12 protein-coding genes are annotated in these 16,350 nt (G+C 46.5%); all 12 read left to right on the plus strand.

What is annotated here, in order from left to right:
- The first annotated feature begins 50 nt into the window (after positions 1–50).
- The 12 genes from OXH39_22235 (at position 51) to OXH39_22290 (ending at position 16,341) form a co-directional block, all read left to right on the plus strand.
- The gene (locus OXH39_22235; protein ID MCY3553188.1) at positions 51–3,848 is read left to right on the plus strand and encodes a BamA/TamA family outer membrane protein; all 3,798 of its coding nucleotides are present in this window, start codon (positions 51–53) and stop codon (positions 3,846–3,848) included.
- 54 nt (positions 3,849–3,902) lie between these two features.
- The gene (locus OXH39_22240; protein MCY3553189.1) at positions 3,903–5,015 is read left to right on the plus strand and encodes an aminomethyltransferase family protein; all 1,113 of its coding nucleotides are present in this window, start codon (positions 3,903–3,905) and stop codon (positions 5,013–5,015) included.
- Between the two features lie 114 nt (positions 5,016–5,129).
- Entirely contained in the window at positions 5,130–5,969 is an 840-nt protein-coding gene (locus tag OXH39_22245; protein MCY3553190.1) for a universal stress protein, read from the plus strand.
- An 82-nt stretch (positions 5,970–6,051) separates the two neighbouring features.
- Positions 6,052–6,957 carry a TRAP transporter TatT component family protein gene (locus OXH39_22250; protein MCY3553191.1) on the plus strand — a complete coding sequence of 302 codons (906 nt, stop codon included), beginning with the start codon at positions 6,052–6,054 and terminating at the stop codon, positions 6,955–6,957.
- Positions 6,957–8,000, plus strand: a complete 1,044-nt coding sequence (gene dctP / locus OXH39_22255) for a TRAP transporter substrate-binding protein DctP (GenBank protein MCY3553192.1) — start codon at positions 6,957–6,959, stop codon at positions 7,998–8,000. The genes OXH39_22250 and dctP overlap by 1 nt, the downstream gene beginning before the upstream one ends.
- 378 nt (positions 8,001–8,378) lie before the next feature.
- Complete coding sequence (locus OXH39_22260) at positions 8,379–9,020, plus strand: corrinoid protein (GenBank protein ID MCY3553193.1); 642 nt, start codon at positions 8,379–8,381, stop codon at positions 9,018–9,020.
- A gap of 167 nt (positions 9,021–9,187) precedes the next feature.
- Positions 9,188–11,068 carry an ASKHA domain-containing protein gene (locus tag OXH39_22265; protein ID MCY3553194.1) on the plus strand — a complete coding sequence of 627 codons (1,881 nt, stop codon included), beginning with the start codon at positions 9,188–9,190 and terminating at the stop codon, positions 11,066–11,068.
- A gap of 101 nt (positions 11,069–11,169) precedes the next feature.
- Complete coding sequence (locus OXH39_22270; GenBank protein ID MCY3553195.1) at positions 11,170–12,207, plus strand: homocysteine S-methyltransferase family protein; 1,038 nt, start codon at positions 11,170–11,172, stop codon at positions 12,205–12,207.
- A 17-nt stretch (positions 12,208–12,224) separates the two neighbouring features.
- Positions 12,225–12,779 carry a DUF402 domain-containing protein gene (locus tag OXH39_22275; protein MCY3553196.1) on the plus strand — a complete coding sequence of 185 codons (555 nt, stop codon included), beginning with the start codon at positions 12,225–12,227 and terminating at the stop codon, positions 12,777–12,779.
- A gap of 22 nt (positions 12,780–12,801) precedes the next feature.
- The gene (locus OXH39_22280; protein MCY3553197.1) at positions 12,802–14,016 is read left to right on the plus strand and encodes a DegT/DnrJ/EryC1/StrS family aminotransferase; all 1,215 of its coding nucleotides are present in this window, start codon (positions 12,802–12,804) and stop codon (positions 14,014–14,016) included.
- 272 nt (positions 14,017–14,288) lie between these two features.
- On the plus strand, positions 14,289–14,867 hold the full coding sequence (locus tag OXH39_22285) for a hypothetical protein (protein ID MCY3553198.1): 579 nt from the start codon (positions 14,289–14,291) through the stop codon (positions 14,865–14,867).
- A gap of 346 nt (positions 14,868–15,213) precedes the next feature.
- Complete coding sequence (locus OXH39_22290; protein MCY3553199.1) at positions 15,214–16,341, plus strand: RNA-guided endonuclease TnpB family protein; 1,128 nt, start codon at positions 15,214–15,216, stop codon at positions 16,339–16,341.
- The last annotated feature ends 9 nt before the right edge of the window (positions 16,342–16,350 follow it).

The following is a 16,350-nucleotide window of genomic DNA, read 5'->3' on the forward strand; positions in this document are numbered from 1 at the left end:
AGTTATCGTTTTCGAGTCGATATTGCAAGGTCATATCTGCTGGATTAAAAATGGATTTTCTTGGAATGATACCCGCATCTCGCGCGATTCGCCGCTATCTATACCCGTTTTGTCTCTTCGTGTTCGCGCTAAATCTATCTACCCAACATGTAGACGCAGCAGATCACGAAGTCGTAGGAGATACACCACTTCCAACCGTCAACGAATTAGCCAATGAAGTGCAGACCTTGATAGTCGGGACAACATCAACAGAAACCTTCAATTCCGAAGACGTTTATCGGATAGAGTTAAATATAGATGTTCCAAGCAACATTGACTTGATTGCTACGGAGAGTGAAAACATCACCGTCCTTCTTGAGAAACAGGCACCGGCTACAAATACGGAACAGGATACGCTAATTCGCACCTACCTTGACAGCATCACAGTGACCGGTGAACAAAACGATGGCACGCTTCAGTTGAAGGTCCACCTGCCGGGTAACGCCCCTGAGGGGCAATCTAATGAATCCTCCAATAAAGAAAACCTACAAGCAACGCTCTACAATCGAGTTCAACTGAAATATACGATTAAAACGCCTGCCGATGTATCTGTTAAACTCCAGGCGAAAGCGGGGAACATAAGCCTCCAGCGTATCCGTGGGAAGATAGAAGTTGCGATGGGAGTAGGGGATGTACATTTAGATGAAACCTTGGGGAACTATAACATCAGTGTAGCGAATGGTGATATTGATGGAAAAATCTTGCTAACCCAAGGACAGAACAAATTGGAGACGCAAAACGGTTCAATCGGGTTGCTGATCCTTGACCCCGTTGCAGCACCGATGGATATAACCGCAGGAGGTGGTAGCATTCGCTTACAGCTCCCTGAAAATTACGCTGCTGATGTCGAATTTGAGAGTGAGAAACAGCAAATCGTTGTCAATTTGCCAGCACAAATTGACGATGAGTCGGGATTAACCATTGTTAACGATGGTGGACCGCTGTTGCGGTTAAAAGCCGCCGACTTAATTTCACTGCTGTCGAGTCCACCGAATGACAAAGACACATTTGCCGATGCCGAACCGAATCCGCTCGCAGATGTTGCTCAACCTGTTCCGCAAATAGCACAACCGCCTGTTATTGATGGTAATTTATCTGAAATCGCGTGGCAAACAGCTGGTGCGCTCGCGCCACTCCAAAATCCAAATGGCACCGGAACTCCCAAAAATCCGACTGAAACCTTTTTAATGTGGGATGCAGAGAATCTTTATATCGGTGTAAAAGCATCCGTATTTGACTTCTATCTTCTATATATTTCACAAACTCAGCACAACTCTCCGATTTGGGAGGATGAGTGTATTGAAATCCTAATTGATCCGAATCCGAAAACTGATATCTATCATCACCTTGTCATCAACCCAATCGGTGCGTATTTTGATCAGCGGGTTGATACACATGGAGAACCCAATTTCCGATTCGCGCCTCGTGATGTCCAAATCACTTTGGATCGGACAGCGATGCAAACATCCTTCAATGCCGATCGTGAATGGAATTCAGAAATAGAAGTTGCCACCCAAATTAACACCACTTTTTGGAGCCTTGAAATCGCTCTCCCGCGTAAAACCTTGGAGTCTTCTCCTAAAATGGATTCGCAGTCTGATTCCTCCTTTGAAAGCCGGTGGCTTTTTAACGTCCACCGTAAGATGTACACTCGTAACACGAAAAGCCTTATACCTTCTACAACCAGAGAATATAGTTATTGGCAGCCAATTTATGATGACGAGTATCCCTGGTGGCCACATTCGCCTCAGGAGTATGTAGGTGCACTTTCGGGACGCTACGGTCCGGCAATGGGTTTTTTGGAATTCGTAACGATGCCCCTCGCCTCTGAAGACTTTGCACCCGAGGCGAAATTTAAGGTTGCTGCTATTGAAATTAAAGGTAACACCAAGATTTCAACGGAGATCATCCAAAAGTCCCTCCCCGTTCAACCTGAGGACATCATCACACTTTCACAACTCTCTTGGCTAATCGCAGAATTACGGGAACGGGACTGGTTTCAGGAGGTGCGTTTGGAGACTCAGCAGGTCAATGTTGGTGAAGACCCCGTCAACCCTCAGCAATCAGCGGTCAGCGATCAGCAAAAAACCGGAACGGAAGACAGGAAGGGTGAAAGAGGAGATACTCAGCCTTCCAGCCTTCCAGCCTTCCAGCCAAGCGTTAATCTACATATCCAAGTGACGGAAGCCCCTGTGTTTTTTGCTCAAGAAATTAAAATTGAAGGGAATAGAAGTTTTCCCTCGCAATTCATTAAGGATTGGTTCCAGTTAAAACCCGGCTATCTCGCTGCTGCAGTTGTTAAACTGAAACAACTCTTAATTGCTGATTTTTATTTAAATCGTGGATATGAATTCGCCACGGTTGAATATCAATTTGTTGACAATATCCTTGAATTTAACATTGACGAAGGGATATTGCACGAAGTTCGTTTTACAGGAAATACTCGAATCACGGAGGCGGAACTGTTATCAGCACTTGATCTGAAAATTGGGGTTGCTGGAGAACGGGGTTCACAAACCTCGGATGTTTATCATCGTACCCTCGGTCAATCGAAGATAAACCGCATGAGTAAAGAACTCAGTGAGAACAATGAGCATTTCAAATCAGTTCGGAATTGGCGTGTTCAACGTGAAGGTGGAAAAAATGTCATGATTATTGACATTGAGGAACAGCCCTTCGCGCGACACGGCGGTTTTCCGATCGTTCAATTCAATCGTGTTCACGGGTTAATGCTCGGCGCGGGCGGGACACTCGCGACACAACTCACAGGCAGAGAACAGGTTTTCGGTTCAATAAGCCGTGGATTTTCGAGCAAAATATGGAACTATCAAATTGGTATCGAGCAGGGATTCTCTAAGCGACAACTCCTGAAACTCGGTGGGAGTCTTTATAAACTTACCGATGTCAGTTCTAATGTTTATCTACATCACGGTGATGCTACCCTGAGTGCCACCTATTACGGTTCCGCACTTCAAGATTATTACCAACGTTTAGGAGCCCAAGGATGGATCACCTACGCGCCTACTCAATGGAGTTATCTCAGGTTGGAATTTACAGGGGAAAAGCACGATAATCTCTCTAAATCAACGGATTGGAGCTACTTAAACCGGAATCAACTTAAGCGGGGCAATGCTCGAATTGATCGTGGACAGCTGAGGAATCTCTCCCTCGTTTTAGGGTTTGACACCCGGGACCACAAATCAACAAGCACACGGCATTTCCACACGCTGTTTTCCGCAAATGAGCGAACTCGGCGTGGATGGCGCGGTCAATTCGCAATTGAGGTAGCAGGACAAAGTTTCGGCGGCGATTACGCCTTCAATTTCTATCGATTTGAGGTGGCACGCTACACACCTTTATCGGGTCCACATCATTTAAACGTTCGTGTTGCGGGTGATTTTTCTGATGCACCACTGCCCAGACAACGGCTCCTTCACCTTGGAGGTGGTAACACCCTGCGCGGTCACGATTTTAACGCATTCGCTGGGGATAGCCGACTCCTGCTTAATCTTGAGTATCGTCTTATCAAAGAGACAATTCTCACCGAACAAGATGTTATGCTCGGGTGGTCTCTCAGCTGTTTCTTGGATACGGGCAGTGTGTGGTGGTATGATGAAATGCTCTTTTCCGATTTTGAGGGTTTTATGACGCGACTGAAAACATCAATCGGCATCGGAGGCTCCGTTTTTGCAGATCCATTCGCTACTGCCTCGCCATGGAGTCTTGGGGTTGAAATAGCAGGACCGCTCGATTCATCTTTCTCTTTGCGAAGTCCAAAAGTCATCTTGCGCCTAGATCGCATTTTTTAGTCAAAGAGGAGATCAACGGGGTCACCTGACCGAACCGCAAGGAAAATTAAAAAAATGAAAACAACACCACTCTATTCCATTCATGAACAACTCGGTGCAGCTTTTGCGGAAAAGCATTTGGATTGGAATATCCCCACGCAATTCACTGACGCTGTCTCTGAACATCTCGCTGTCAGGAACAACGTCGGTATTGTTGACGTGTCCTATCGAGTTAGGCATCGGTTAACGGGTGAAGACCGGGCAAAATTTCTACACCGTATCATCTCCAATGATGTTGAAAATCTCACAACTGGACAAGGCACTTACGCTATGCTTTTAACGCATCGCGGCAAAATTATCGCCGATTTGAATATCACTGTTCTTGAAGATGCAATCAGTATTGACACCGCACCTGAGACGACAGAGAATCTTTTCAGCGAATTGGATAAATACATCATCGCTGATGACGTTGAACTTTCCGATGTAACCGCTGAAACTGGAGCGATTGCTGTCCACGGTCCAAAGTCAGCGGACCTTGTTCAGTCTGTACTCGGTTTAAATGGGCTTGCTACTTTGTCTGAACGGCACAACTGTGTTCGCGAAGCAGATGGAGACTTTAAACACACGATCGTCTGTGTGAGAACAGATAGCACTGGCGAAATAGGTTGGACGCTTTATACCGCTGCCGAGGCGTTAGGGTCGCTTTGGGAGACGTTGATGACTGAAGGGGAGCGTTTTAACGTTCAACCGATCGGTTGGGACACCCTTGAGTCACTCCGTATTGAGGCGGGGGTGCCCAGATACGGAACGGAATTAACCGATGCCGTCATCCCACTTGAGGCTGAATTGGAACACGCTATCGATTTTGAGAAGGGATGTTATATCGGACAGGAAATTGTCGCACGGATGAAATATCGTGGACACCCGAATCGGCTTCTACGCGGTATTGAGGTAGACGGGAAACCGATAACTCAAAACGACTGCAAACTTCGTCCAAACGCAAAGGTTTTCAACGGAGACAAGGCGGTTGGTTGGGTTACGAGTGCCTCTTTTGCCCCAACACTCGCAAAAGAGATCGCTTTGGGATACGTCCGCATTGCGGTCACAGAAGCGGGCAGTCGCGTCCAAGTTGAGACCTCAGACGGACGTGTTGATGCCACAGTCGTACGACTGCCATTTTCAGCATAACTTATCAGCCGATACTTGCTACACTACACTAAGTATCACGATAAGGTTTCTATGAGCGCGCTGTTTTTGGTACGACAGGCGCGTAGGTAAAACTGTAGAGGAGGAATTTTTACTTTGGGACATTCAAATTTTTCCAAAATTCTGCTCGGTTTAGACGGTTCTTCGTATGCAGAAGCAGCAATTGAGTATGCATGTCAAATCGCTCTAAATCACAACGCAACAATTACAGGTGTCGCTATTATCGACGAACCCGGCATTCAATCCTCAAGTGGACCGGTGCCGATCGGTGGCACGCATTATGACGTAAAACTTGAAGATCAGTTGTTGGAAGAAACGCAAGCGGAAGCAAAAGCGATACTTGATAACTTTGCGCGTATCTGCGATGAGCGTAAGATAAATGCCATTTTACACACCGATATCGGCAGTCCTGTTTCCGAACTTATTGAGGAATCCAAATTTCACGATTTCATTGTCATCGGGAAGCAGACATCTTTTGAATATGATACTAATGAAACTTATGGGACGCTTGAACGTGTTTTAAAGAATGGACTTATCCCAGTACTGGCTGTCTCAGATTCCGTACGGGAGATTAAGAACGTCCTTGTTGCCTATGACAATAGCATCCCGGCTTCTAAAGTCGTACACATGTTTCTTCTACTCGGTATATGGGGTGCTTGTGACATAACGCTTCTCACTGTTAATAACGATGCTGCAGCTGCACAAGAGTTATTAGGCAATCTTGGTGGTTTCTTTGAGAGTTACGGGATTAAACCGACGCTTGCTACACGAAGTGGACATCCTGATACTGTTGTCAAATCCTATATCGCGGAAAATGACATTGATATGTTGGTGATGGGTGCTTATGGCAGAAGGAGTGTCCGTGAATTTTTCGTCGGTAGCGTCACATATCATCTGATTCACGAAACGGAAATCCCACTTTTCCTTTACCATTAAGGCAGATATATTTATTTTCATTGTAATTACAACTCGTCTATAATACAGGTACACAACGCTTATAGGAGGTAATTTAATACCCATGATATACAGCAAGTTTTATTTTCGTATATCTTTCTTACTACTCCTCCCAATGCTTTTAGGTGGATGCGGTCTTGCCAAGTTGGCGAGAATTCAGGGGGAGAGCGACCTCGCGGTGGTAGAAGCTACCCTTGAGGGAAACATCGGTACACTTGAACGTCTGGCTAAGGTTGGGAATAAGAATCTCATTACTAAAACGGCTCGCGCGTATTCATCTTACAGCGGTTTTATCGAAGATAAGATGGAAGAGGCTGAAATAGCAGGCGATTTAGAGACCGCGGAGGCACTGCGCGCACGCGCAATTGATCATTATATACGTTCTGAAGCTTATGCGTTCAAAGCTCTGGCGAAGTCTAACAAAACCTTCAATGAGGCAAGAACTGTTGATATGGATGTGTTTGAAAAAGCACTTCAGAAACTGAAAAAGAAGGATGTTGAACCGCTGTTTTGGGCGGCTTATGCGATGGGGCGCGGCATTAGCCTTCAGAAGGATGACCCGATGCAGGTAATTGACTTAGCGCGGGTGGAACTGATGATGCGGCGGGTGCTTGAGTTGGATGAAACCTTCTACTACGGAAGCGCGCATCTGTTCTATACCGTCTATTACGGCGACCGGTCAGTCTCAATCGGTGGCGATCCAGAGAAGGCAAAGGAACACATCAACCATGTAGATCGAATCAATGACGGTAAGTTCCTGATGAGCAAATTCTATCTCGCACGTTACTATGCCTATCCTAAACAGGACGTGAAGTTATACAAGCAAGCGTTGCAGGAAGTGCTTGATGCACCATCGGATATTTATCCTGGAGAGGAAGCTGCAACCTCGTTGGCAAAATCGCGCGCCAAACGCTGGCTTGATCAGACGGATGTTCTTTTTGATCCAGAATTGGAAGAAGGAGAAGAATAATGAGAAAAAAGAAAACAGGATTTAAAACACACGCCGCTGGTTTAGCAGGCGTGATTCTATTGATTTTGGTGGTGCTGTGTTTACCAGTGGCCACTCTCGCTGCGGAATCTATTAAGTTCGCGACACTTGCCCCAAAGGGTTCCACGTGGATGAACAATTTCGATGCCATGGCGAGAGAACTTCGCTCTAAAACGGATGGTGACCTCCGAATCCGTTTCTATCCCAACGGTGTACAAGGCGATGAGATTGATGTCGTCCGCAAGATGCGTGCTGGACTGCTCCATGCAGGGGCTATGACAGCCACCGGACTTGGCGAAATCGAGAAAGAAGTCTTGATTTTTCAACTGCCGCGGATGTTCAAAACCTACGAAGAACTTGACTATGTTCGCGACTATCTCTACGAGGACCTCTACAAAACTTTTATGGATGCCGGATATGTCCTGCTCGGTATGGGAGATATCGGCTTCTATTACATATTCAGTAATCAACCCATCAGAAATATTGCCGACCTGCAGTCGCCAAGTGTCAAGATGTGGGTCCGTACGACCGACAAAATTGGGCTTGAATTCTACAAAAGGGCAGGGGTTGCGACTGTCCCAGGTGAGGTTACGCAGGTTTTGGGGTCGCTTTATTCAGGTCGACTTAACGCCGTCGCCGTATCACCGTATGTCACTGTGGCACTGCAATGGTTTGATAAATTTAAATATATGACGGATCTACCTGTTAGCGTCGGTGTTGGTGCCACCGTCATGACGAAGGAGAAATTCGACCAGCTTTCTCCTGATCAGCAAAAGGTTTTGCGTGAAACAGCGAAATCGTATCAGAGCGAATTAATTCAGAGTATTCGCAAAGATAATGAAAGGTCACTTGAGGCACTTCAAAAGAAGGCAGGCATTGAAATTGTTGAGTTTGAAGATGATGCCCGAGAAGCGTGGGATGCCATTGCTGTGGAAACCCATAAGCAGCTCGTCGGTGAGATTTACTCACAAGAGTTTCTTGACAAGATCAATGCCCTCTTGGAAGAGTACCGAAAAGGCAAATAGGTAAGACCGGTGTGGCTCTTCAGTAAACCTTTCCGGAATAGGCGTGCTGCCAAAGCACGCCTATCTAATTTCTATAAATCCTATTTTTCTGGATAGTTGTGTGGTCCAGCACTTACCTATCCCGAAAGTGAAATAATTTCCGAAATATTTACGTTTCCTCTATGCTCGCTCTACTGTATCTGAAGAGTGGATACTCAAAATTCATTTGCTATTTTTCCTTGTGCGTGGTATCATTATATTTTTGAGGAGGCTTCAAGACTTGTGGCATCTATTAATGACATCGCAAACGAATTTCTTAGAGAAGAGATTGAAGAGTTCTTAGAAGAACCTGATGAAATAGAACGGACAATTGAGATATTCGCGCAGGCAACACTCGCCATGCAAGACATCTCTGCTGCGCTTATTGATGGCGATCACCACACTGTTGATGAGTTGACAGAAGCGGCTCTGGAGGACGGCACAGAAGCGTTGGAAATTATGGATGACGGGCTCATCGCAGGGATGGGTATCGTTGGCATCAAGTTCCGCGAGAATTTCATTTTCGTCCCGGAGGTTTTAGCCTGTGCCCGCGCAATGAAAGCGGGAATGGCGCATATTGAACCGATTCTCTCGGACTCAGGCATCGAACCTGTTGGGACAGTGATTATGGGAACCGTCAAGGGTGACCTGCACGACATAGGCAAAAATCTATGTATTATGATGTTGCGCGGCGCGGGTTTCGTTGTACACGATCTAGGTGTTGATACCTCTGAAGATGACTTTATTGAGGCTGTTGAGGAATACGAAGCACCGATTTTGGGTATGTCAGCACTGCTAACGACAACGATGCCGAACATGGGAAAAACAATTGATGCCTTTATTGACGAAGACTTGCGGGAAGAGGTCAAGATTATGGTAGGCGGTGCACCGGTTACACAGACATTTGCCGATGACATGGGTGCCGATGGATACGGTAAAGATGCACTGGCATGTGTCGCACTTGCCAAAGAGTTTCTTGAGGCAACGGACGAAGAGTGGTAGGTAGTTATAGGTTATCAGTTACAAGAGGGTGCCGTTAAACGAAGGCCTCTGTAAGGGCGATGTAACCTCGCTCCTACGACTGAAAGATTTTTCGGCGAAAAACCGCACCGACAACTGACGATTTTAAAACTGAAAACCATTTTTCTCATAACCGATAACCAATAAACATGAAAAAAATAGATAAAGCCGAATACGAAAAACGACTCGATAAAATTACGCAAATTTTTGAAGGTTTGGTTGTCCATGCGGATGAACAAGCCACCTACCGTTGTCCCTACAAAAATCGATTTGACCACTGCACAGCGAAGTTCGGGTGTCGAAACCAGCGGAAAATTGATGAAGGGACGGGCCTTCTCTGTGTCGGGGATGATAAGTTAGATTATCGGAGCGCGTGGGAAACCGACGCGCCTGATGGAACAACAGAATCCCAAGGCACAATCGCATGCGACGGAAAGGTCTATCAACTCACCCCCGGAAAAACTATTTTTGATTATGCGGACGATTTAACCGTCCAAGTACCTACCTCCTGTTTCCGAACCGGACAGTGCCACGAATGCATCGTTGAGATTAAACGTGGTATGGAAGGTCTCCAACCTCCCAACGAAGCAGAAGCCTTCCTCCGAGACAACTATCGCCTCGCCTGTCAAGCGGTTGTTCTTGATGTTGATAAGGACATTGAGTTCACCCCACTTCGGCGCACCCCTAAAATTCTGACGCACGCTGTGGCAATGGACGGAGGGGCACCGGAATTAGATCCGAGAGTCGTTCATCGCGATGGGACTGTCTATTACAACGACGAACCTATTGACCGCTACCGAGGACATCTTTACGGGTTGGCATTGGACATTGGAACAACGACGGTGGTAGCAAATCTGGTGAATCTGGAGAACGGGGAAACCGTTTCTGTCAGTTCCTTTGAAAACCCGCAGCGTTTCGGTGGTAGCGATATTATGAATCGCATCACTTACGACGGTGAATTTCAAGGAGAACTGCGCCGTTCACTTATCGCTGCACTAAACAGCGAGATTATGGAGATGTGTACCCGCCACAACTTCGTCCGTCAGGAGATTTATGAGGTCATCGTCGCTGGTAACACAACCATGCGCGACATTTTCTTCAAACAGGATGTTCAAAGCATTGGCCAAAAACCGTATAAATCGCTGATTGAGCATGAATATCGGGACGGTGTCCGCTCAACCACTTCGTTGACTGAGAAGACCCGCCGCTTGGGGATCCGTGCGAATCCGAAGGCGATGGTGTCCAGTCTGCCATTGATTGCCAGTCACGTCGGGGCAGATGTTGCAGCGGATTTAGTTTCAATTGATATTCCCTCGCAGGATGAAATCGTTATGTTAGTTGATGTTGGAACGAATACAGAGGTCGTCGTCGGTAATGCGGAGCGGATGGTGGCTGCATCGTGTCCTGCGGGTCCAGCATTTGAAGGTGGTGGTATTGAATACGGGATGCCTGCTTACCCGGGTGCGATTGAGTCTGTGAAATGGAACGGTAGTCAGTTCGACTATGATACAATTGATGAAGAAACGCCACAAGGACTGTGCGGTTCTGGACTGATTTCACTCCTCGCTGAGTTGCGTCGGAACGATCAGATGACACCAAAGGGCGTTTTTGCAGATAGGAAGCAACGCGTTATGTCGCTTTTACCGGAACACGGCATTACTTTCTCACGTGAGGACGCGAGCAATTTGGCACAGGCAAAGGCGGCAAACTACTGTGGGCAGTATATTGTGCTCCGACACTTCGGCTGCGTTCCTGAGAACATTACGAAACTCTTTTTAGCGGGCGGATTCGCCAATTACGTTAACCTGCAAGATGCAGTTGAAATTGGGTTCCTCGCGCCTGTACCCGAGGCAAATGTCGTCAAAATCGGTAACGCCGCGGTAGCAGGGGCGACCGCTGTCCTCCTTTCTGAAAGGAAGCGCGCACATATCGAAGCGTTCGTTAATAACATCGAGCATATTGAATTGGAAACGACACCAGATTTCTTTGATATATTCGTGGAAGGTTGTCAATTCAAACCGATGGCTTAGGAGTTGTCGGTTATCAGCTGTCAGTTACCAGTTAGACGCGTGGCAGGTGAGAACGTTTTTTTCCGCTACAAGCGAGTTACTGACAACTATTAAGAGAAAAAATGAGCAAAAACCCAATAGTTAAAACACCTTTTCAAGAACGATTAAAATTGGATGAACCGATTCTATACGATGGCGGGTTCGGTTCACAGTTATTCGCACGCGATATAGAACTCACCAACAGTGCGCTCGCCAATGAATTGCATCCCACGAGTGTTATTGATATTCACTCGGATTATATCAACGCGGGTGCTGAAGCAATTGGAACAAACACGTTTGTAGCATCTCCGCTTCATCTGGAAATGGCGGGACAAGACATATCGGACGCACAACGGCTCACACGACTCGCTGTTCAACATGCGAAAGCCGCTGTCGAACAGAGCGAAAAAGAGGTATATATTGCAGGCTCCGTGGGACCCTCCCCTGGTGCGATTGAAGCCGATAGCGGAGATACGACCTTCGGCATTGCAAATAAAGACGCGAGAGAAGCACATAAATTGGTAATCCATACCTTGGTAGAAGAGGGTGTGGATTTTCTCTGTCTGGAGACAATGTTTTCTGCCAAAGAAGCGGCAATCGCCGTAGATATTGCGCGTGAGACCGCCCTTCCTATTGCGGTGAACTTGACGTACAAATGGACGAAGGAGCGGCGGACTGGCAAGGTCATCTATCGGACGGATTGGGGAAACTCCCCGGCAGATCTGCTGGATATTCTCACACAAGGTGAACTTTCAGGTGGAGACTCGTTATTGGATTCCGTTAGCATCATCGGTGTAAACTGCGGGGCTGAATCCAGACGTGATGAACATACCGGAATGCCTTATGCAATCGCAGGAATCCAGCAGCTGCGCACGGCACTCACTGAAACAGGAACTGATGGTAAATGGATGATGGCATATCCAAACGCTGGCATGCCGAAGCTTGATGAAAACCATCAGACCGTCTATACGCAGACACCAACAGAGATGGCAAGTCGCGTTCCAGAACTCATTGAATCAGGTGCGTACTTAATAGGGGGTTGTTGTGGAACAACGCCGAAGCATATCAAAGCCTTCCGTGAAGCAATTGCGTCCCACCGTTCAGCACAAGACAACGGATAATCTGAAGGAAAATTCTTTTGGAAATAGTAACACTTACCTATAAAAGGCCCCCTGATCGAGTCAATTACTTTCAACAGGAATTACTTTATCTCGACGATGCGGTTATTGTTACCTCTCAACGGGTTAAACCCTCCTCACCTATCGTTCAAAACGGTGAAACAGTTTTAGGGGATAACTTCGCCGCCATCTGGTTTGTGTTTACGGGACTGTGGTACGATGTCGGGAAAGTTTACAATCTGGATAACGAGTGGACGGGTTATTATTGTGATGTTCTGAAGCCAGTCAAGCGGAGTGTGGATGTAAATGGGAAACTTAATCGTTTTGAAATAACGGATCTGTTCTTGGACCTTTGGGTAAATCCAGATGGCACTTATGAAATTCAGGATGAAGACGAGTTTGAAGAAGCGATTCAAAATGGCGCGATCAACGCTGAATTGGAAAGAAAAGCACGAGAAGTACTGAATACATTAATTGCTAAGGTTGAAGATGGTCATTTAGAATCTCTTTTGCAAGAAGTGTTTGATAGAGCGCAACTTCCAGATTTGCGGGACTATGTAGAAAAGTTACTTTAAGAATTGAAGGGAGGATGAAGAGATGGCAACATTGGCAATAAACGGTGGCGAACCCACCCGTACTGATTCCTATCCGACCTGGCCCACGCAGGATCCTGCCGATATCGAAGCGTTTGAAAGTATCTACAAGAGTGGACAGTGGGGAGTCGGTGGACCGAAGGTGCCAGAATTTGCGCAGCAATTCGCCAAATTCCAAGGGGCAAAATATGGCGTTTGCGTCAATAGCGGCACATCGGCACTCTATATCGCCCTGAAAGCAGCAGGCGTTTGTCCGGGTGATGAGGTTATCACGACACCGTATACCTTCCAAGCGACAGTCGTCGCGATTCTGATGACGCACGCCGTGCCTGTCTTTGTAGACACTGCTCCCGACAGTTTTCTGCTGGATGCTTCTAAAGTAGAGGCTGCAATAACAGAAAAAACGAAAGCCATTTTGCCGGTTCATATCGCTGGATATCCAGCGGATCTGGATGCACTTGTTGATATTGCGAATCGGCATAACCTTGGGATTGTTGAGGATTGCGCACAGGCTCACGGTGCGGAATGGCGCGGGCGAGGTGTCGGGAGTTGGGGTCATTTCGGGTGTTTTAGTTTTCAGTCATCGAAAAACCTGTGTGCTGGTGAAGGGGGTATCGTCCTCATAAACGACAGAGAGCTCTATGAACGCGCTTATGCACTGCATAATTGTGGACGCACACTACCCGATGCTGAGTTCGGAGAGGCAGAACCCTTCGGTGGTAACTTCCGCATGACAGAGTGGCAAGCGGGACTCCTTCTCTCCCGTTTAACGCGACTTGAAGCTGAAACCAACTACCGACATAAAAATATGCGGTGGTTAGATGGTTGGCTCGGCGAGATTCCCGGTATTAAGGTCACCCCACTTGATCCGCGCGCCACACGTGGCGGATGTCACGGTTATAAAGCAATCTTTGACGCTGAGGAGTTTGAGGACATCTCACGTGAGACGTTTCTGCGTGCGATGCGCGCGGAGGGAATACCGATGGGATATTGGTATTCAACGCCTATGTATCGAGCCTCTTTTCTCGCCTCTAATCTTTTCGGTCAGGATCTCAATTATGATGATGTTCATTGTCCTGAAACCGAGAAGATATGTCAAACAGGTCTCTCCTTAAGTCAAAATGTGTTGATGGCGAGCGAAGAGGACATAGAGGATATCATTAAGGCAGCAATTAAAATCCGCCGGAATGTTGCTGAATTAAAGACGGAAACTTCTTAGCGGGTCAACCTCATTAAATTTTTCACTATCCTTTTGGCTTGAAGTGGGTCTATATAGACAAGCGCAAAGAATAGTTTTCAGTACGATTTTTCTACGAAAAATCTTTCGGTTGTCAGTCGTCAGTTACAAGAGGGTTCTGTTAGACGAAAACCTCTTAACTGAAAACCGATAACTGAAAACCGATAACTATTCTTAGAGTTAAAAAAATTTTACTATCCTTTTCAGTCTTAAGGAACTCTATATAGGTAAATCCACATAAATAGGAGAAAATCATGTCTAACGAATGGGAAGCCCAGAAGGAAATACGTCGGATGAAGGAGATACGGCAGATTCTGCGGCTATTGGAAACAACAGCACGCCTCATCGAAACTTCAGCGATTACAGACCAATTTTCAGACGGTGAAGAGCGATGTGCTCGACAATTTAACAATGCCCTTAACCTCCTTGCTGACCTTGGTGCGGTCCCCGACGGTCTGTTTGAACCCTTAGAAACGGATGCGGCTTTTGGTGATATTTGCTTCGCGTGTCATCAAGTCTCTGCTTACGTTAAAGAGAGCTGCGCTGACGATTTTGACTTCTCGCAAATCAAGAAAACTATCGGCGATGAGTTGAAAGATGTCGGCGAGGTTGTACGGCAATCGATGCCCTCTTTCCTCAAAGATGTCTGGAGCGGACAACCACGAGAAGATAATGTTGATACCGCTGAGACCGTTGAGGTCACCTCAGACGAGGATGAGGACGTGACATCTGTTGAACAGCGTATTGCCAAACTTGAAGGGCAAATGGAAACTGTTGTGGAAATACTCCAAGAGATCCGGACACAACAAGTTGAACAGAACAAAGAACTTTAGAATAGGTGTCAGCCATCAGTGCTCAGCAATCAGTAAGAGAGTTGTCTCGCAGTGAGAGTTTACCAAAAACCTCTTGTCTGAAGGTTTCTGACAACCGATGGCTGATAACTCATACAATGAAGATGTTTAGCCCCTTACCGAGAGTTTGGTGTGAAAGCCCCATCCTTTAGGTTGGGGATGAAACACCGCCTTTGTAGAAAGGACCAAAACGCCATTTTTAGTTGACATTCAGCCAAATTGTGGTATGATTAAAGTATCACAGTGGCAGACAGTTCAAGCATAATCACAAGGTTATGTGTCTGTCTACCTACTTGAACGGGGTTAAAACTGTGTTCCGTGATATACCATGAAAACGTATAAGTATAAGTTTGGCGATCAATCGAATTGTATTCGTCTTGGCAACCTGCTTGATGATATGTGGCAAGTTCACGAGTATTTCCACACGTGGCAGCGTCAGCGATATAAAGACGGCCTGCCGTATGCCAACTACGAGGCAATGTGTCTGCACCTCACAGGGTTGAAACGCACCACACACCCGCATTGGAATGCGTTGCCGAGTCAAGCCATTCAAGAAGAACTCAGACGCATTGATGCAGCGTATGTGCGATTTTTCAAGAAACTGGGCGGTAGACCGAAAATCAAAAAACGGCATAAGTTTAAATCCTTCACGCTTAAACAAACGGGCTGGTTTTTGACGGACAATCGCATTACCCTTACCTTTCGTAAATGGGAGAATGGCAAATGGCGATATGATAAAGTCGCTTATACTTTTCATAAACACCGTGAGTTTTACGGAAATATCAGTCGTATCACGATCAAGCGTGACACTTGCGGTGATTATTGGCTCTACATACTCACGGATTTTGTAGAGACGAAACTTCTGCCGACAACGGGTAAGAGTGTTGGGGCAGACTATGGTATGAAAGACGCATATTTGACACTTAGCACAAGTGATAAAATACAACACCCACAACCCCTGAAAACTAACTTGAACAAACTTCGGTCTCTCAACAAGGCATTGAGTCGTAAGCAAAAAGGTTCTAACGGGTGGTGGCGTTGTGTGCGACAACTCACACGCCTTTATCGGAAGATCAGCAATCAACGCAAAGACTTTCATTGGCAACTTGCGACCGATCTTTGTAAGTCTTTTGATACGATTGCTATTGAAACCTTGAACCTTGCTGGCATGAAATGCTTGTGGGGACGTAAGGTCTCCGATCTTGCCTTCTACCAGTTTGTTGAGATATTGAAGTATAAGTGTCAAAAATATGGTCGCACATTGCTCCAAGTCGGTCAATGGACAGCGACAACGAAACCTTGTAGCGATTGTGGTTTTCATAACGAAACCCTAACACTCTCTGATAGGCAGTGGACATGTCCGGAATGTGGTTCACACCACGACCGAGACATCAACGCTGCGATAAACATATTGCAGGCAGGGATACCTGTGAAAGTTTCCGCACGATATGCCTGATACTCGTTT

Source organism: Candidatus Poribacteria bacterium (genome assembly GCA_026702755.1).
In the GTDB taxonomy this organism is placed as follows: Bacteria; Poribacteria; WGA-4E; order WGA-4E; family WGA-3G; genus WGA-3G.

Excerpts from the sequence above, each read along its gene's own strand:
- OXH39_22270 (MCY3553195.1), top strand. The coding sequence starts at position 11,170 with ATGAGCAAAAACCCAATAGTTAAAACACCTTTTCAAGAACGATTAAAA.
- dctP (MCY3553192.1), top strand. The coding sequence starts at position 6,957 with ATGAGAAAAAAGAAAACAGGATTTAAAACACACGCCGCTGGTTTAGCA.
- OXH39_22235 (MCY3553188.1), top strand. The coding sequence starts at position 51 with ATGGATTTTCTTGGAATGATACCCGCATCTCGCGCGATTCGCCGCTAT.
- OXH39_22285 (MCY3553198.1), top strand. The coding sequence starts at position 14,289 with ATGTCTAACGAATGGGAAGCCCAGAAGGAAATACGTCGGATGAAGGAG.
- OXH39_22265 (MCY3553194.1), top strand. The coding sequence starts at position 9,188 with ATGAAAAAAATAGATAAAGCCGAATACGAAAAACGACTCGATAAAATT.
- OXH39_22280 (MCY3553197.1), top strand. The coding sequence starts at position 12,802 with ATGGCAACATTGGCAATAAACGGTGGCGAACCCACCCGTACTGATTCC.
- OXH39_22240 (MCY3553189.1), top strand. The coding sequence starts at position 3,903 with ATGAAAACAACACCACTCTATTCCATTCATGAACAACTCGGTGCAGCT.
- OXH39_22290 (MCY3553199.1), top strand. The coding sequence starts at position 15,214 with ATGAAAACGTATAAGTATAAGTTTGGCGATCAATCGAATTGTATTCGT.
- OXH39_22260 (MCY3553193.1), top strand. The coding sequence starts at position 8,379 with ATGCAAGACATCTCTGCTGCGCTTATTGATGGCGATCACCACACTGTT.
- OXH39_22250 (MCY3553191.1), top strand. The coding sequence starts at position 6,052 with ATGATATACAGCAAGTTTTATTTTCGTATATCTTTCTTACTACTCCTC.